Origin of the sequence: Actinoplanes derwentensis (assembly GCF_900104725.1) — a bacterium.
Taxonomy (GTDB): Bacteria; Actinomycetota; Actinomycetes; order Mycobacteriales; family Micromonosporaceae; genus Actinoplanes; species Actinoplanes derwentensis.
Genome location: NZ_LT629758.1, coordinates 10,283,104 through 10,301,578 on the forward strand (window position 1 = coordinate 10,283,104; position 18,475 = coordinate 10,301,578).

Sequence of the window (18,475 nt, forward strand, 5' to 3'; positions counted from 1 at the left end):
GGCGGGCGTGTGGCCATCAGCGAGTTCCCCGAGGACACGGACGTCTCCCGGCTGGTCGACCGGCGGATGGCGCTGACCCGGGAGTGGGACACGCTGGTCGAGCAGGTCCGCGCTCTGCCGGGGTTCGAGGATTTCCTGCGCCCGCCGCCGCTGGAGAAACTGCTGCCAGCCTCGGCGAACGGCCCGGTCGCGGTGATCAACGTGAGCCAATGGCGGTGTGATGCGCTGCTCGTCGTGGACGGTGCGGTGCGCACCTGTCCGTTGCCGGATCTGACCGCCGCCGATGTGGAGCAGAAGACCCTGGCGTATCTGGCCGCGCTGGAGTTGACCGGGCAGCGGCGGGCCGCATGGCGACAGGCCGGGGAGCAGGACGACGAGACCAAGGCAGCGTTCACCGAGGCGGAGGAGCATGCCGAGGCGATGCTGCGGGCCATCCTGCGCTGGCTGTGGCGGACCGTGACTGAGCCGGTCCTCACCGCGCTCGGTTTCGTCTCGACACCGTCCGGCCCGCCGGTGCCGCGTAACGGTGGGAAGTCGGCCTGGCCGCGCCTGTGGTGGTGCCCGACCGGGCTGTTGACGCTACTTCCGCTGCACGCCGCCGGTGACCATCTGGCCGACGGCCCCGACCGTCCCACCGTGCTGGACCGGGTGGTGTCGTCGTATACGCCGACGCTGCGGGCGCTGATCCAGGCCCGCGAGCAGTTGCCGGACGCCCCGCCGTCACGGCTGCTCGTCGTCACGGTCCCGGAGGCCGACGGCGAGGAACCGCTACCCGGCGTGGAGCAGGAACGGGAGATGCTGATCCGACGGTTCGACGGCAGGTGTACCCCGCTGCACGGATCGGACGCCACCAAGGAGCAGGTGATCGCCCAGCTGCCGCAGCACCGGTGGGTGCATTTCAGCTGCCACGGTTACCAATTGCTCAACGATCCGTCCAGGGGCGGGGTGCGGCTCGCCGACGAGACGCTGACCATCGCCGAGCTCAGCGCCCGGGAGCAGCAGGGCGAGTTCGCGTTCCTGTCGGCGTGCAAGACCGCGACCGGCGGCACTGATCTCGCCGATGAGGCGATCACGCTGGCCGCCGCCCTGCACTACACAGGCTACCGGCATGTGATCGGCACGCTGTGGACGGTCTTCACCGATAGCGCCACCGAGGTCGCTGCGGCGGTCTACGCGCAGCCGTTCGATCCGGCGGCCGCGGTGTACCGGCTGCACGAAGTGCTCAGCACCATGCGGGAACGCGAGCCGTTGACGGTGTGGACGCCGTTCAGTCACCTCGGGCCGTGAACCGGTACATCGGTCAGCTGCCCGCTGCGTTCGGACAGTTCCCGTAGCAGCTCCAGCAAGGTGGACCGGGCTGCCGGGTCGTGTCGGCCGGTGCGCAGCCGGCTGGCGATCGTGTCCCGTGCGGTACCTGGGTTGCGATGGTCGCCGGTGGCCCAGGTCGTCATTGCGCGCCGGGCCGCGGCGTGCAGGCGTGGCTCGGCGCCGTTCAACGCGTCCAGGACCGGCCCGGCCTGGCCGAGATAGGACAGTGCGATCAGCCGGCCGGTCTCGTCGCTCGGGTGCCCGCCGAAGACACCCAGGCTTTCGACGTACCCGACCAGTGGGTCGCCTGGTATAAGGGTGAGCAGGTATCCGGTGGCGGCCAGGACCTCCGAGCGGGCGCTAACCTCGAGGACACCGTACACCGGGTGCGGGATGAGCCGGATCATTCTGCCGAGACCGGGATCGTCGAGAAGCCGCCGTGCCAGCGGCAGAGCTTCGTGCAGGCTGGCGGTGGCCGCGGCGCGCAGGAAGTCCACGGCCGCCCAACCAGCGCCGGGTTCCGGGAGTAGCGACAGCAGGGTCTGCCGGGCCGGTTCGTCGAGCGCTGGGCCGGGTGCGGGGGAGGCGTCAATGGGGAAACCTGCCGCACTCAATGCGGCTACGACCAGCGTCTGGTCGTCCGGGTCGTTGGAGAGCAGCAGCGCCGCCACGGTCTCCTCGTCGGGGGCACAGCGGCCCAGCGCGGCCCGGAGCGGCCAGCGCAGCCGGTCGGGGCCGCCGTCGGCCTCCAGCGTTTCGCGGGTACGCTGCGCCAGACGTGCGCCCTGGAACCGGTCACCGGCCCAGACCTCGACCAGGGCGGAAGCCAGCCTTTCGTTGTCGGCTGTGGTGCGTTGGTCGAGGGCGAGGATCCGATAGACATCGGCGGCGGTGAGCGGGTCGGGGGTGGACGGGTCCGGCAGCAGATCGGCGACGTGTCCGCCGATCTCGAAGTCGTTGCGGTGGGCCAGCAGCACGTCGGGCCGCCCGCGCAACAGCTTCAACAGGGCGATGCGTTCCTCCTGCGCCCTGGTGTAGGAAGCCCGGGTGGTGAGCCGGGGCAGGAACGCGGTGAGCCGGTCGAGGCGCCGGGCCGCGGCGGCCCGGTACCGATCGGCGAGCGGCCGGGGGAGCACCGTCCCGAGGGAGCGCAGGCCGTCGTGCGCAGCTTGCCAGTACGACCACGGAGCCCGGTCGTCACAGTGCGCGGCGATGAGAAGGGTCAGGCCGGTGGCCCGGTGCCGGACGGCGAGCCGCACTCCGGCCGCACGCAATCGTGCTGGTTGTGGGTCTTCGCCGAGCAATCGCGTGGCCAGCCGCACCGGATGCGGGCCCGGGGCCGGTTCGCCGTCGAGCAGTGGCTGGACGGCGGCGTGCCGCACCGCCGGGGACCGGCCGGCGTCCAAGGCCACCTCGCACAACAGCGCGATCCCGGGTTCACCGAGTTCCCGCAACGCCGCGGCGGCGATCCGCCGGGCGACGTGCCCGGACCGCACGTCGAGCAGCACCGTGACCTGCTCGCGGGCGAACGCCTCGTCGGTGGTGGCGGTCATCGCCAGCAGCCGGGCCGCGAACACCGGATCGGTGTGCCGGACCGCGTCCACCACGGTCGCGGCGAGCTGCTCGGCGCCGCTACGGGCGACGGCCAGCCGCAACGCCTCCTGCCACGACAGATGGCGGGCCCGGGCGGACGCCGTGGCCGGATCACGGCCGGCGAAGTAGTCCCGGTACACCGGATGGGTGAACGACCAGCCCTTGTCGGTACGTTCCATCACCCCATGATCGAGTGGCGGCTCGACGCCGGTGGTCCACGTCGTCCCGTTGTCGACCTGGTCGGCGGCGATCCTCTCGGCGGCATTCAAGGCCGTCGCGTGCGCGGCGAACGACTCGTCGAGCAGGTCGGTCAGGCCGGGCCTGCTGCCGGGCCTGCTGCCGGGCCGCAGATACCGGGCCAGCAGACTGACACCCATGGCGGTGCCAAGCAACTCGTCAACGCGGGCGGTGCCCTGCCCGGCCAGCACGTCGCGCAGCACCGACAGCGGGACGCCCCGACGGACCGCGGACTCGGCGAGAAAGGTGATCGATTGCTGCACCGTCGGCGGCCGCAACCGCCAGCCCTCACTGTCGGTGGCCGGTTCCCGGCCGGTCACCAGTAGATGCGTACGCGGGTAGGCCTCACGCAAGTCCGCGACGTCGGCCGCACGGACGTCATCGGCGAGCACGTGCAGGCAACCGGCGTGCAACAGATCCTCGACCAGACGCACGTCGCCGACCGGAGCGTGACGGGCGATCATCTCCGCGGTCACGCCGCCGGCGGGGCCGACGATCACCGGAAGACGATGCCGTTCACGGTCGGACAGTGCCGCACTGTTGATGGCGACCGCGCTCATCCGGAACGCCATCTCCCGGATCACCGCCGACTTGCCCGACCTGGCCGAGCCGGCCAGAATCCCGTACGCCATGCCGGTCAGATGCTCGACCGCCGGTCGGGCCTCACCATCGGCGCCGGACACCGACAACTCCATGAACAGCTCCCGGCCTGCCCCCTCACGCGACCGGTGGACGACGGCAACCAGAGTGTTCGCCGCAGTGGTGAGCCCATCCTCCAGATCCGTGACTCCCCGGCGATCCACTTCCCGGGTCAGCGCGCCGAGCAGCAACGCCACCGATCGCGGCGACCGGCGGGCCGTCGCGGCGAGCAACGTGGGCACGGCGGGCAGATCCTCGGCCGGCCAGTAGCGGAAGGCCTCCCGGGGCGTCAGCCACTCACCGGCCACCCCGGCGGTGACCAGCGAGACCGTCGACTCGGGGCCGGGCCATTTGAGGGTGCGATGCGCGGCCAGCACGAGATGGCGGGAATAGTCGGCAAGCCACGTGCCGCGGCGTACCTCCGGATAACAGAGGTACGCATGCCAGCGCAGCCGGACCAGGATCGGCCAGAGCAGCCCGGCCGGTCCGCCGAGATCGGCGAACGGGGTGAGATCGAGCCCGTCGTCGTTCGCCGGTTCCGGGAACAGGGCCGCGGCCAGCGTCACCCGTCGCTGCAGCCGGATCAGATCATCCGGCTGCGGGTCGCCGGCGATCGCCCGCATCAGATTGATCTCCAGCCAGGCGAAGTCGGTCAGCAGGGTCAGCTCGTCGGTGCACTCCCGGTAGTCGATCAGGTAGGGCCGGCTGCCCTCACGATCCTCGTGATCGGCGCCGACGAGCAGCACGTTGCGGGCGTTCAGGTCACCATGCACGGCCGTGCCGCCGACCCGTACCAACGCGACGTCGAGGGCGGCGCGCAGCGCGGCGAACGGGTGCAGGATCGACAGAGTGGGACGGCCTTTCATGACGGCCTCCTGCCGGGTCTCCCTTGCCCACCCCGTTACCTGAAACGTCCCGTCCTGCACCGGGAAATCGCCGCCGAGATCAACGATCGCCGTGTCGATACTGCCCCGCACGCCGGAGTCGTGCCTGGCCACCGCCAGATCGTCGATGGTCACGACGCGGCCCGCCCACGGCTCGGCGTCCGGGTAGCCGGCCCCGGCCCGCCGGATGGCCCGTGCGCGCATCGGCTTGGACCCGCCCGGCAGGACACCCCAGACGGTCCGCCCCTGGTTGTCGGCGACGTGCAGAACCTCCAGTGTGAGGTCAGGTCCTAGCCTCGCCGCCACGTTCGGCAGAGGCACCTTCGGTCCGGTCCCGGTCGCACCTAGATAGAGCGACACCCGCAAGTTCTTGAACAGATCCTCAATCGCTTCGCCGGCTCGGCGGGCGGCGAGAGTGCTGCCGCGCGAGGCGTCGGCGAAGACATCCTCCAGCGTGACCAGCGCCGCCCCCGGATCACCCGCGAACTGTGCGGCGTCGCCGTAGACCAGCGCCTCGAACCGATCCGGCTGGAACTCCTCGTCCCGGTCGGTGGCGTACAGGATCTGGGTGAAGATCTTGTTGTTCACCTTCGCGATGTGCCGGCTGAAGGCAGCGTGCTCGGCGGACATCTCCCCGGCCGGGCCGATCTTGACAACCTGAAGGTACGTCGCGTTCCCGTCGTCGACCTGGATCTGCACTACCATCGCACCGCCCGCGCCGGAGAACCGCCGCAGAACCAGGACCGCCCGGTCGCCGTCACCCCACACCTGCGACGGCAGCCGCCCCAGGACATTCTCGACCATGCCCTCTTTGTCGAGATCCGGCACCACCCCGGGAACGAAGTCGATGTGCACACGGTCTCCGGCCACGGCGCCGCTCCTGTCGCGACGCCCGTTCGGGGAACGCTGACGGGGGGCGTCAGCCCTCTAAGATAGTCCGATGGCGAACGAGGGATCCGCCGACGAACAACCACCGGACCCGGCTCAAGGCTGGGCGGTGATCTGCCGCGAATACCCCAAGATCAAGCAGCGGGCGTACGCGATCAGGCAACACGACGTGGTTCGTGAGCTGCGGAGCAAACCCCACGACGACGAGACACTCACCGCCTGGTTCACCTTGCGCGAGCAGCTGCGCCGTCAGGACCGCCGGGAGCAGGGAAACGCCAAGGACGCCTTGGGGCCGGTGGACAAGGCGCTGGCCAAGATAGTCGGCTCGCCGTTCCCGGCCGACGAAAGCACCTACGTCTGCCCCGGCTACGTCTGTGCCCTGCGGTCCCGGGACCTTGCCGGCGAAGCACCCTACTGCGAACTGACCGGCAAACCGATGGAGCCGGAGAGGTGATCCGCCCTGGAACGACACCTGAGCCGCACCGCCGCGGTCGCCGCCGACGTCGCGGCTTTGTAAGGTGACCCCAGCGGACCTACTGGCCGGGATCGTCCTGCTGGAACTCGGCCGATCCATGCTGTGGACCAGCATGCTCGACCAGCGCCTCGGCCTGTCACCGCTGCGACGCGAACACTCGGACCTGGCCCGCCGCCTAGCAGTATCTACTGCGCTGACATCGCGGACCCGGCCGTCTCCAGTTCAGCGCGGACCTGATGCAGTCGGTCGAACAGGTGAGGCGCACTGCCTCGGAGCGCGTCGTGATCCACGTGGCTGTCCAGAGCCTGCGACCAGAGCACCGCACGCCCGCGTTCGAGCAGTTCAAGGGCGCTTGCCTGATGCCCGGCACGCAGTGCGCAGGCAGCCGCGTCGGTGGCGAGCGAACGGTTCGTCTGCAACGCCCGCTCCTGAGTGCTGCGGTGCAGGCCGCGCCAGGCGGCGACGGGTAGGACGCCGATGGCTGCTTTGAATCCTCGCTCGGCCAATTCGGGAGAGTCCGCCACCATGGCTATGTGTCCCCACAGTTGGGCCGCGGACAGGCGCGTTTTGGCAGCGACGGTGACGATACCGCAGACCTCCTCGAAGCACCGGATGGCCTCGGAGATTCCGTTCAGGAGCGCGGAGAGGCTGCCCGGACGGTGCAGATGCAGTTTGCCGAGCAGGAAGAGCGGTTTCGCTCGCAGGTGAGCATCGGCTCCTGCGTCGATTAACGCCTCACCCACAATGCTGAACGCTTCGTTGACGGGGAGTCGGCTATCGGTGATGCGAGTCCAGTTGAACAGCATCTCGGCGAGCAGCACGCTGCTCTCTACCCGGGCGGCGCTGGCAGCCGGATAACAGTTGCGGGACGTACGACAGAGGCGCACAGCCTCCTTGAGGTCTGCCACCGTGTTGGTGCGCTCGTACCTGGTGAACAGGGCCTGAGCCAGGCCGAGGACGTACTGGGGGCGCTCGGGGTTCGCAACCGGGCTTACTTCGATCGCTGTCCGGCTGGCTTGGATGGCATCGTCCAAGTCACCGGGCTCACCGAACTCGGCGAAACGTGAGTGGTAGGCGAACGCGAGGTTCGACCAGCACCGGCCTCGATCGGGCTCGGTAGTCAGCCGGGTCGCCTCCACACCGACGGCGATCGCCTCATCGATGTCGTCGCGTTCTCGGTGCAGAGCGAACCGAGTCTTCAGGACGCCCATCAGGTTGGTGAGCCGGTAAGGCTGCTCGGCGTGGTGGGGCGGCAACTCGCGAGCCCCGATGCGGCCAGCGGTGACGGCGTCGTCCAGATCCCGCCGGTCACCCCGCAACCTGTAAATGTCAAGCAACGAGCCGATCATATTGCTCAACAGGCGTCCACGCATCGGGTCGCCGGTCTGTGCGTGGGCGACCGCCGCCCGATGCATGCTGACGGCGTCGTCCAGGTCGGACGGCTTTCCGAGGTGCTGGTAGCGTGCCTGAAGGGAGTTTCCCAGGTTCGACAGTAGCTTCGCATGTTCGGGTTTTCGCGGATCGGACATACTGACGGCAGCCCGGCCCACGAGCACGGCTTCGTCGATATCGGTCCCTAGACCTGTCAGTTCGTATCGTTTACACAGTCCGTCACCGAGATTGCTGAGGATCCCGGGTCGGTTCTCGTGAACGTCTGGCAGCAGATCCAGGGATTTCCGGTACAGTCTGATGGCCTCATCGATGCCGCCAAGTGCGCCGACTCGCTTTCCACAATCAACGAGGGCCGTCCCGAGGTCATTGATCCGCAGCGGCCATCGAGGGTCGCCGGGCGGCGTCTTTTCTACCGCACGGCGAAGGACCTCGACGGCCTTGTCACCGAGTTCCGGGCGGCCGAACCGGTTGGCCCCGGAACGGAGATCGATAGCGAAGTCGTTCAGGTATTGCCCCACCTCGCTATCGCCGGGTTCGGCGATAGCGAGGACGAGTTCCCCGATCGCCAGGAGGTCTTCGAGGTCACGATCGTGACCGAGTGCCGCGCGTCGCCGTAACGAGCCAGCCAGAGTACAAACGATCTCCGTGAGCAGCGGATTCGCTGGTAGCACACCGCCGATACTCGCCCGACCTGCTTCCACCGCTTCGTCCAGGTCGGCTGGATCACCGGCATGGTCGAACCGGGCACAGAATGCCATACCAAGGGTGGCGATGAGGGCAGCACGCACGGGATCGGATGGAGCCACGAAAGGAAGATTGACCTTGAGCGACATGAAGGCCATCTCGATGTCCCGCTCCTCATGGAGCAGGTCATAGCGGTGGATGAAGCCCTGCCCGAGTCTGACAAAGGTTTTCACCCAGTCGGGATGAAGAGGGCTCATCCGAGAGGCCACGGTAACCAGCGCGCTGATCGCCGCTTCGACTTCCGCGGCACTGTCGCTGTTCAGGGCCTGCGTGAGCAACGCTGAAGCGTGTTCGAGGTCGTCCGGCAAGGAGGGCATGCCACATTCTCGGCACCCTCCCCGGGTTTCGGCACGAGGAATCCCTCCACCGTGTGCGTGCACCACCGGCCTGGGACGGGCAGCATGGACCGGGGAGGCCGACGATGGACGATGCCGTACAACGGCTGCGGGCAGCGGTCGAACGGTTCTCCGCCGGCGATCGGGACGCGGTGACCGACCCCGAGACCGTCACCCTGGCGGTGCGGCTGGCAGCCGGTATCCGCCCGGGACAGCCGGTCGGCGTGCCCGTGCTGCAGGCACTCGGGCACTTCCACCTCGCCCGGTTCCAGTTCCTCGACCGGGAGCCGGACCTGCAGAAGGCCATGACCTACTACGCCCACCTGCACGAATCCCGGCCCGACCTGGTACCGGAGTCCCTGCGCGGCCTGATCGCCGACCACACCGACGGCACCCGCCTGCTTCGGATCGCGATCGACGAGGACGACCCGGAGATCTTGGACGGCGCGATCGAACTGCTCACCGATGAGGCTGCCGACGACGACCCTGCTGTGCTGAGCAACCTCGCCACCGCACTGATTCGTCGGCACCTGACCGCCGGCTCCGGCGACGACCTCGACAACGCGGTACACGCCTTCACTCGCGCCGCCGCCCTAGCCGAACCCGGCGATCCACAACGGGCCGTCTACCTGACCGGCCTAACCGGGGCGCTGCGCGAACGCGGCGACGTCGACCGCGCGGTACAGGCCGGTGGCGAGGCTGTCGCCGCTGCCGGACCCGAAACCCTGGTGGCCGCCCTGCACAACCTCGGCAACGCGCTGCTGGATCGCTACCGGCACACCGGCGCCGACCCGGACGCCCAGCAGGCGCTCGACACCCTCACCGCGGCCGCCGCGGCGCTCGACGGCGACGACCCGCCGCTGATCAGCATCCTCAACACCACGGCCGTTCTCCTGCGTGCCCGCTACGACCGGCACGGCGCCCCCGCCGACCTGGAAGACGCCCATGATCTCCTGCGGCGTGCCACCGGATTACCGGGTGACGCGAGGGCACGAGCAAACACCTACAACAATTACGGTACGTCCCATATCGACCGTTTCGAGTTCCAGGGCGACCTGGCCGTCCTGGATCTGGCGATCGACGCCTTCGAACAGGCCGCCGACCTGGCCACCGGCACGACAGCCGCCGCGGACGTGCTGATGAACCTCGGTAACGCCCGGGTCACCCGGTACGAGCAGCGCGGCACCACCGCCGACCTGACCGCCGCCATCGGCCTGCTCGAAGAAGCCGTCCAGGACACCGCGCCCGACCATCCGGTGCTGGCCGAGCGGTTGAGCAACCTCGGTCTCGCCCTGAGCTCGCGCTTCGAGGAGACCGGCAACCGGCTTGACCTCGACGCGGCACTCGAGGCGTGCCGCCGGGCCGCCGAACTCAGCGACGATCACGCCGAACGGGCCGCGATGCTCGGCAACCTCGGCAACGTGCTGGGTGCCGTCGCCGATCACTCCGGTGCGCTGCTCGACCTGGACGCGGCCCTCACCGTCCTGGCCGAGGCGTCGGCGACCGTACCCCCGCACCATCCGGACGCCGCCCGGCACCGCAACAACCTGGGGCTGGCCTGGCGTGCGCACTTCGAACGGACCGGGCGGCCCGGTGACCTGGACGCCGCGATCGACGCCCACCGGGACGCGGTGGCCCGCGTGCCGCAGACCTCGCCGGAGCGCCCCGGATACCTCTCCAACCTGGGGGTCACCCTGCACTGCCGCTACTACGCCACCGGCGATCTCGGCGACCTGGACGAGGCGGCCGCCTGCTTCGAGTCGGGCCTCGCCGGCCTGCCGCCAGGCAGCCGGGACCGGCCCAGCATGCTGGGCAATCTCGGCAGCGCCCTGACCGGGAAGGCCCGGCAGGCCGGTAACCGTAGCCTGCTGGACCGTGCGGTGACCGTGCTGCGGGAGGCGTCCGCGAGCGGCCCGGACCGGATACTGGCGACCTCGCACCTGGCCACGGCGCTGCTCACGGCCGGCAGCGGGGAGCCGGGGTTCACCGAGGCGATGACCGCACTGGTCCGGGTTGCCGGGTCGGCCGCGGCAGCCCCGGCGCTGCGGCTGTCGGCCGCCACCACGGCCGGTGGTGCGGCCAGGCAGGCCGGTGATCTGGGGCTGGCTGTTTCGGCGTACCGGATGGCGCTGTCGTTGCTGCCGTTGCTTTCGGGCCGCCGGTTGCGCAGGGCCGACCAGGAGTTCCACCTCGGTGACCAGGCAGGACTCGCCGGTACGGCGGCGGAGGCCGCCATCCGGGCCGACCGGCCCGCCGAGGCACTGGAACTGCTCGAACACGGCCGGGCGGTGATGTGGGGCCACCAGGTGGCGTTGCGGGGCGCGGCGGCCGTGCTGCGTGTCCGGGATCCGCAGGCCGCGGACCGGCTGGAGCAGTTGCGTGACCTTCTCGACGCGGATGCGCTGCGGCGGCCCGGCCCGGGAATGGACAGCGTCCTGCACGAGATCCGGGTGGCCGGCCGCCGCAGCGGGCTGCTGCGGGAGATGGGACAGGTGCTGGCAGCCATTGACGTAACCCATCAAGATGGAGAGCATCGCCGCCAGTGACCATCGGAGGTGCCGTGTGCTCGGTAACATCATCGCCGGACTCATCACCGCCGTCATCCTCGCCGTCGGCGGTCTGCTCTGGAACCACCGGCGCAGACTCGGCCTGCTGCGGCTCACCACCAGGCGGGGCGGCCGACTCCGGCTCTCGGTCGCGGTCCTGCTGCGGGTCCGCGACGACGACGGATACGTACTGATCCACCACCCGTACCGGCCGAACGCGTACGGGCCGCCCGGCGGTGTCGTCAAATACGACGACCATGCCCGCCGAGCCCTCGACGAAATGGGCTTCGTGGAACACCGATCGGCGGGCCGGACCACCGAGATGAGCCACGACCTGCGCGGTTTCGTCCCCGCCCGGCGCGGCCTGGCCTTCCTGCGCTGGTATGAGAAGACCACCGACCGGGAGACCCCGGAGCAGTGCCTGCTGCGCGAGCTGCGGGAGGAACTCGCCGAGGCCGGGCACCCCGAGCTGATCCCGCTGGCCGCGAGCCTGCGCTTCGACCGGGTCCGGGCCGTGGAGGACGGGCCACGGCCGACCCCGGGCAAGGACTATCCGACCCTGCGACAGTTCGAGGTCTACGACATCGTCACCAACACCCCGCAGGCCACGCAACTCGTCACCCGCCTGCTCGCACTGGGCCGCGACCCCGCCGAGAACCAGATCATCGTGGCGTCCGCCGCTGACCTGGAGAACGGCCGCTGCGGCTCGCACCTGATCACCCCGCAGTCGGCGTTCCTGATCGGAAACCGCCGCATCCACGAAGACATCCCCGCCCTGCAATGAGCGACTGGCCGGAACTCAACGCCACCGCAAGCGCCGCCTTCGACACCTTCACCGAGACCGGCGAACCCCGATTCGCCGACCGCGCCGTCGACGGATTCCGCACCGTCTGCGACCTCGTACCGCCGGACCACCCACAACGAACCATGTACCTGGCGAACCTGTCAGTGACACTGATCAGCAGATTCGAACGCACCGGAGAGGCCACCGACCTGCACGAAGCAGTCCGCACCGGACGCCTGGCCCTGGCCGCCGCCCCGGCCGGGCACCCGGCACGAGCCGGCCGCCTGTCCACGCTCAGCAGCCTGCTGTGGACACGCTACGAGTACACCGGTGCGCTCGACGACCTGACCGAGGCCGTCCGCACCGCCGGCGAAGCGGTCACCAGCGCGAACCCCGGCGACCCGGACATGCCCGTCTACCTCGCCAGGTTCGCCAACACCCGGTTCCAGAGCCATCTACGGTACGGCGACGCGGCCGTGACCGCAGCCGGCCGGGCGGTGGCCGCCACCGCCGACAGTGACCCGCTACGCGCCGGATGGTGGTCCAATCTCGGCATCTACCTGCGGACCCGATTCGAACGCACCGGCTCCCGATCGGACCTCGACCTCGCGGTGCACGCCGCACAGCAGGCCGTCACCGCCACCGGCGACGGCGACCCGGACCAGGCCCGGTATCTGTCGGACCTCGGGAACTCGCTACGCACCAGACACCACCTGACCGGCAGCGACACCGACCTGGACCAGGCGATCGAAACCGGCCGCCGATCGGTGCGCGCCACCCCTGCGGGTGCCGATAATGCCATCCGCGCTGGTCAAGCGGCATGTTCGTATTCGTGGAGGAGTCCGCCGAGTCGGTCGTGTCGGCGGATGCGTAGACGGGCGAGGGTTACGGGCTCGGTGATCGGCTCGGGCAGCGACTGCAGTGGCCGGGCGTTGGCGATGCCGCGGTGCGGCCGGTGCTGATTGTGGTGGTGTTCGTACTCGCGCAGGGCGTGGAGCAGATGCGCACGGTTGAAGATCAAGGTCCGGTCGGGGAGTTCGTGGCGGCAGGACTGGATCCACCGTTCCATGATCGAGTTCATGCGGGGTATCCGGACCCCGCTGAGTACGACTTCGATGCCGGTGTCGGCGAGCACGCTGTCGAACAGGGCCGGGTATTTGCCGTCCCGGTCGCGGATCAGGTGTTTGACCTGGCATCCGGCGTCTTCAAGGTCCATGACGAGGTTCCGGGCGGTCTGGGTCACCCAGGCTGCGGTCGGATGGGCGGTGACGCCGAGGATTCGGATGCGGCGGGTGGTGTGTTCGATGACGGCCAGGATGTACAGCTTGGTACCGGTCAGGGTGGTCGTTTCGAAGAAGTCCGCGGCGATGATGGCGTGGGCCTGGGACCGCAGGAACGCCGCCCAGGTGCTGCTGGTGCGTTCCGGTGCCGGTTCGACACCGGCATCCTTGAGAATTTCCCAGATCGTGGAGGCGGCGACTTTCACGCCCAGGACGAGGAGTTCGCCGTGGATTCTGCGGTAGCCCCAGGCGGGGTTCTCGCGGGCCAGGCGCAGGACCAGCCGGCGGATTGACCGGATCGTTTGGGGTCTCCCGACCTGGTGGGGCCGGGAACGGCGGGCATGCAGGCGGGCGATCAGATCCCGGTGCCAGCGCAGCACCGTTTCCGGGCGCACCAGCAGCCGCAGATGACGCAGCGCGGTTCGCGGCAGCGGGTGCAGCAGGGCGGCCAGCCACGCTCGGTCGGCCGGGGTGAACCGGACCCGGTCGCCGTGCAGGTGCCGTTCGAGAACCATGATCTGGTGCCGCAGCGCCAGGATTTCGGCATCCTTGTCGCGGTCGCTCATCGGCAGCAGCCGCAGCAGAGCCAGAGCGTTGGACACGCCGAGGTACGCCAGTCGAAACAGCACACTCCATCGTCGCGCAGCACGCGACGTAGACCACTGTCGTGATTCAGCCGGCCGGATCCGCGCCGGGAACCGGCCGCTCCAAGGCTTGGTGATCACATGGCTGTGACCAGGACGGATGAGGTTTTCGGCATCCGCAACCTCAGCAGAGCCCAGCAACGTAGTCGGGTCACCGCCGGTTGCACGTCCGAGTAGACGGTGTCGACGACGCCGGCATCGGCGAGGTGCTCCGGGCGCCGTCCTGGGTCGGGCTGTCGGTGCGGGCCAAGTTCTACTGGACGCCGAGGCGCCCAGCGCGGCAGCCGCCGACCTGGTCACCGGCGACGGCTGGGCGGAAGTAGCCGGATCAACTGGGTCAACCATCTGCCTTCGGACCGGTCCTTGCGGATGGCGGTGAAAGCTGCGGCGAGCGTCTCGTCGCGTTCCTCGGCGGGCAGCGCTTCGGCCAGTGTGACCAGTGCGAAGGCCCGGTCGGTGGCTAAAGGGATGCCGGTCGCGGCGAGCAGGGCGGCGTCTACCGTCGCGGGCCGCCGATCCACTGGTAGATGCTCGACGATCCCGGCGAGTGAATGAACCCGTTGCTCCGGATCCCGGATGGCGACGGCCGCGACGACGGCCCGGTCCAGCAGATCCGGCCCCAGATGACCGGCGGCGCGCATGAGCCCTTCGCCGCGCACCCATTCTGGTTCGAGCGCGATCACCGCGTCGAGAAGCTCCGGGAGGTGGGCCGGGTCGAGATGTTCAGCGATGTCACCGAAGCCCCGGCTGAGGTAGATCGGTTTCACGAATCCGATCAGGTCGCGAATCTCAGCTTGAGTGAGATAGGGCAGAACCGTCTCGAGCTGGAACTGACAGTGCCCATTTCGGATCTGGACGGCGGTCCGGGCGGCTGCTGGCCGCCGATCGGCGGGCAGCCGGGAGATCATCTCGTTCAGGCGGATGTCTAACAGGATGAGGTCCGGCCACTCGTCGGGCAGTGACTCCCCGAGCCGGTACGGCGCGATCTCCGCGTCCAGCGCCGCGGCCAGCTTCTCGGCTGCCGCCTCGTCCCATGTCTCGGCGGCCTGCGCGTTCGGCCGGAGTGGCTTTCCGGATAGTGAGGAGCGGAGATCAGCGCGTTCCGCCTCGCCGGGGAGGGCCGCCATCCAGGTGTCGAGGAGCGATGCCATCCGCTCCGGGCTCAGGTACCGGGCCAACCCTTGGTATGCCTCACCCATCGAGGACGACGCTCCCACGAGTGCGAGCAGGCGGGCCACCTCCTCGGCGCTGCGTGACCGCTCGTTCTCGGCCAGGTGGGGGAGCAGATCGGTCAAGACCAGCGCCCTTGCGTACGCCCGGGTCAGTCGGCTGGCGCTGTCCAGTAGCTGGGGGACCAATGCCGAGTCTCCTGAGCGGATCAGCGCGTGCAGAACCCGGCCTCGGCTGTACTCTTCGCTGATTTTCTCGGCCCGGTCGAGGATCTCGCCGCCCCTGCCGGCGGGCGTCCGCGACGCCAGCTCCTCCAGGGCGCTCGCCCGGCTCGGTTCATCGGTCAGAGACGCGGCGAAAGTCAGGACGTCTTCGAAGGTCGGTGCAGTCACAACGGGATCGAATCATCGACGTACGACATTTCAGTGGCTCAGCACCGCGGTCGCGGAGCTCTTGTGAAGGCTTCGTGTCGTGCCTTCCCCGAGGCCCCGGCCGGAGCAGCAGGATCGTCGATGTCGGCCGGACGATCGCGGGGGGTGACTGAGCACCGTCCATCCTGCGTAGCGGTTGGCTTCGACGTGGTGCAGGACGAGGATCGCCTGCACCATCGCGGTGGCTCGGCGTGGGCAGCAGCGCAGCTTGGCGAGGATTGTCCAGGTCTTGAGCGTGGCGATCGCCCGTTCGTCGCGGGCGCGGATCCTCGCGTGGGCTCGGTTGACCGCCTTCAGCCGGCGTGACAACTTCGGCCGCAAACAGCGCCGCTTGAACGGCGTACACACATTCCCACAAGCGCCCTGAGAGCCCTTGTCCGCGAAGATCATCACGTTTGCGCTGGTCAACGCCTCGATGATGCCGTGGGTGCGGGCGGCGGTCAGGTCATGGACCGCACCAGAAAAGGCCGGTGACGCCCAGACAGGACGGCCGACCGCGGTGTTTCCGACCCGAGACGACGAGATTGAGAACACTAGCCTCCTAGGATGATCTAGCGGCAGTGCTCCAAGCCGCAAGGACGGCTTCGTCGACGGCACAAATCAGGCTTGATCGCCAGAGCGGCTGGCGCGATAGTGTGCCGAGCCGGCATTCCGCGATTGGCGGTAAGGCCAGGGGTGTCTCGGCCCGGCACGCGTGCGCGGGTTCAGATGATTCCGCGATTGAAGCTTGCCGACGTAGAAGGCCACGTCACGGCCGGGGGTGTACAACTCGCCGAGGAGCTTGTCTCGGAGGGCCCTGTACGGGGCCTCGTCACCGGAGCGGGCCAGGTTGCGCTGGAAGGTCACCAGTTCCCAGTCGGGCACCCCTGGCGGTGGCCAACGCAGTCGCTGTCGTGACAGTGGTAGCGGTAGAAGGCCCCGCAAGCGGGCTGGTGCGAGCGCGATGCGGTCGCGGCTGTCGAACGTAGGCATCGATCTTGCGCTGTTTGGCCGGGGTTCAGCCCGGGTGCGGTTCCACATCCAGACCGTCGACCCGCCGCGGGCCCACCAGCGCGAGGGACGGAGCATTGGCGTCGGCACGGGCGGCCCGGTTGAGCCGGCGCATCGAGTCCTCGAGGTACGGGCCTCCCCAGTAGTTAGCGGCCCGGAATCAATGGCAGTGCTGGTCAGCTGTCCTTCTCGGGATCAGGGTCTTCGTAAACTCCATGATCACCGTCGGGCCGCACCCGTTCCTGCATGGCCCCGGTCGAACGCGCAGTTCAACAGCGCCTCAACCGGCTACGCAGCAGCCCTGGCCCGGCGGCGGATGGGTGTCTCTTGGTGGGGTCTGAAGTCTGGAGTGGATCGCACCTCGTGGGCGAAGGTAAAGGTTTGGTAACGGGGTGGCCTGTAGGAGTTGACCGATGTTGATCATTACCAAGAGTATGTATCCGGTCACGTATCGACTGACTTCGGTTGGTTGTCCTTTCACTCACGGGGTTCCGGTTGCTGCTCCACAGTGGTTTCGTCATGTCCCGATTCGGCCGCTTGTCGGAGGCCGCCAACCTTCATCGACAGGGTGCGCCAACAGTCCAGAGCTTCGTTGCCGTACTGGCGTCTGGCATCGTCCTGGCCGCCGGCCTTCTCGTACCGGCGACGCCGGCACTCGCTGCGTCCTGCGCCGGGACGATGGAGAACGATTTCAACGGCGACGGCGTAAGGGATCTGGCCTCTGCGGATCCCGAAGCCGCTGCCGCTGGTGTTTCTGCTGCCGGCACCGTGACGGTGCTCTACGGGGCGACCGGAGCGGTGCAGGTGATCCATCAGGACACCGCCGGTGTGCCGGATGCCAACGAGGCAGGCGAACGGTTCGGACTCTCCCTCACGAGCTACGACGCGAACAGCGACGGCTGTAGCGACCTTCTGGTCGGTGCCCCTTATGAGGACATCGGAACCCAGGTGGATGCCGGGGCCGTCTGCCTTCTTTATGGGTCTCCCGCCGGACTGTTGACGGGCGCCACCGCCGCCATCAGCTATGACCAGAGCAGCAGTGCCGTTCCGGGCGAGGCCGAGGCCGGCGACTGGTTCGGCTACTCCCTCGCGGCCAGCAAAACCCCGGCGAATGTGCCATTCCTACTCGTGGGCGCACCGGGCGAAGACCTCGGTACGACAGCCGACGCGGGTACCGTCGACCTACTCCATGCCGGAACCTGGGCGGGATTCGATCAGGGCTCCGCCGGCTATCCCGACACCGACACGTCCGACTCCGTGGTGACCACGTACGAGGCGAACGACCGATTCGGGTACGCGGTAGCTGCCACTCCGTACCACATCGCGGTAGGAGCCCCGGGCGAGACGGCGTTGGGTAGTGCCTTCACCGGCGAGGTCGCGGTGTACTCCACTACCTTGACCACCGCGACGACTCCGATTCCGACGTTGCTGCGGGCAGCCACTCAGGACGGGCCGCTGTCGGGCGCGGCGGAGGCGAACGACCTCTTCGCGGCCTCACTCTCCATGGCCGCCTACCACCCGAGCGGAGCCATGTTGCTGCCGCGTTCCCTGATCGCCGTGGGCATCCCGGGTGAAGATCTCACGGTGGATGGCGTGGACCATGACAGCGCGGGCCGCGTCATGGTGCTCCAGGCCAACGAGAGTGGCACCGTCGTCGAGTTCGGCGAGTACTCACAGAGCGTGGCGAACGTCGATGACGACATCGCCTCCGGTGACCACTTCGGGCAGCAGGTCCTCGTGGTCAACCGCACCCCGAACGGCTACGCCACCTCGGACACCATGCTGCTGATGGTCGGCGTCCCCGGCAAGGACGCCCCTGGCAAAGCCGACACCGGTTATGTGCACTCGTTCTCCCTACTCGGGGCAGCAGGGGACGCGGACCGGATCCTCCGCCCGGGCACCGCGGGCCTGCCGGGGGCCGAGGCCGCTCAGGACTTCCGCGGGCTCAGTTTCGCCGCCTCGGCCGATCACCTTTACCTGGCTACGCCATACGCCGAGAACCAGGCCGTGCACCGGGTGCCATGGGCCAACGTCCTGTCCTCGGGAACCTCTGCGGTGACCACCTACCAGGCCGGTAGCACATCCATCCCGGCAGGCGCCTCGTTCGGCGCAGCCGTCTCCTGACCGGGCTCCGG

At 68.8% G+C, this 18,475-nt stretch carries 9 protein-coding genes and 1 pseudogene; 5 read left to right on the forward strand and 5 right to left on the reverse strand.

The annotated features are described in order from the left end of the window. Positions 1-9 precede the first annotated feature (9 nt). Positions 10-1,287, forward strand: coding sequence for a CHAT domain-containing protein (locus BLU81_RS45920; RefSeq protein WP_157752077.1), 1,278 nt, complete (start codon positions 10-12; stop codon positions 1,285-1,287). On the opposite strand, the gene BLU81_RS45925 is transcribed toward BLU81_RS45920, so the two are convergent. After that, positions 1,272-5,516, reverse strand: a complete 4,245-nt coding sequence (locus BLU81_RS45925) for a hypothetical protein (protein ID WP_157752078.1) — start codon at positions 5,514-5,516, stop codon at positions 1,272-1,274. The genes BLU81_RS45920 and BLU81_RS45925 overlap by 16 nt on opposite strands. Positions 5,517-5,601: 85 nt before the next feature. Here BLU81_RS45925 and BLU81_RS45930 point away from each other — a divergent pair, with 85 nt between their 5' ends. Further along, positions 5,602-6,003, forward strand: a complete 402-nt coding sequence (locus tag BLU81_RS45930; RefSeq protein ID WP_092555853.1) for a hypothetical protein — start codon at positions 5,602-5,604, stop codon at positions 6,001-6,003. A 206-nt stretch (positions 6,004-6,209) separates the two neighbouring features. On the opposite strand, the gene BLU81_RS45935 is transcribed toward BLU81_RS45930, so the two are convergent. Next, positions 6,210-8,468 (reverse strand): hypothetical protein, encoded by a 2,259-nt coding sequence (locus BLU81_RS45935; protein ID WP_157752079.1) that lies wholly within the window; start codon positions 8,466-8,468, stop codon positions 6,210-6,212. Between the two features lie 113 nt (positions 8,469-8,581). Here BLU81_RS45935 and BLU81_RS45940 point away from each other — a divergent pair, with 113 nt between their 5' ends. Continuing rightward, positions 8,582-11,041, forward strand: coding sequence for a tetratricopeptide repeat protein (locus BLU81_RS45940; RefSeq protein WP_092555857.1), 2,460 nt, complete (start codon positions 8,582-8,584; stop codon positions 11,039-11,041). A 16-nt stretch (positions 11,042-11,057) separates the two neighbouring features. Then, positions 11,058-11,825, forward strand: coding sequence for an SMODS-associated NUDIX domain-containing protein (locus BLU81_RS45945; RefSeq protein WP_157752080.1), 768 nt, complete (start codon positions 11,058-11,060; stop codon positions 11,823-11,825). A gap of 811 nt (positions 11,826-12,636) precedes the next feature. Here BLU81_RS45945 and BLU81_RS51745 read toward each other — a convergent pair. From BLU81_RS51745 to BLU81_RS45960, 3 genes and pseudogenes are all read right to left on the reverse strand, one after another. Next, complete coding sequence (locus BLU81_RS51745) at positions 12,637-13,734, reverse strand: integrase core domain-containing protein (protein ID WP_092555861.1); 1,098 nt, start codon at positions 13,732-13,734, stop codon at positions 12,637-12,639. Positions 13,735-14,045: 311 nt separating this feature from the next. Then, positions 14,046-15,311, reverse strand: a complete 1,266-nt coding sequence (locus tag BLU81_RS45955) for a hypothetical protein (RefSeq protein ID WP_092555863.1) — start codon at positions 15,309-15,311, stop codon at positions 14,046-14,048. Between the two features lie 162 nt (positions 15,312-15,473). Next, positions 15,474-15,845 (reverse strand): annotated as a pseudogene (locus tag BLU81_RS45960) (transposase family protein); the annotation flags it as partial. Positions 15,846-16,859: 1,014 nt separating this feature from the next. Between BLU81_RS45960 and BLU81_RS45965 the strand changes: the two are divergent. Beyond that, positions 16,860-18,464 (forward strand): integrin alpha, encoded by a 1,605-nt coding sequence (locus BLU81_RS45965; RefSeq protein WP_157752081.1) that lies wholly within the window; start codon positions 16,860-16,862, stop codon positions 18,462-18,464. Positions 18,465-18,475 lie beyond the last annotated feature (11 nt).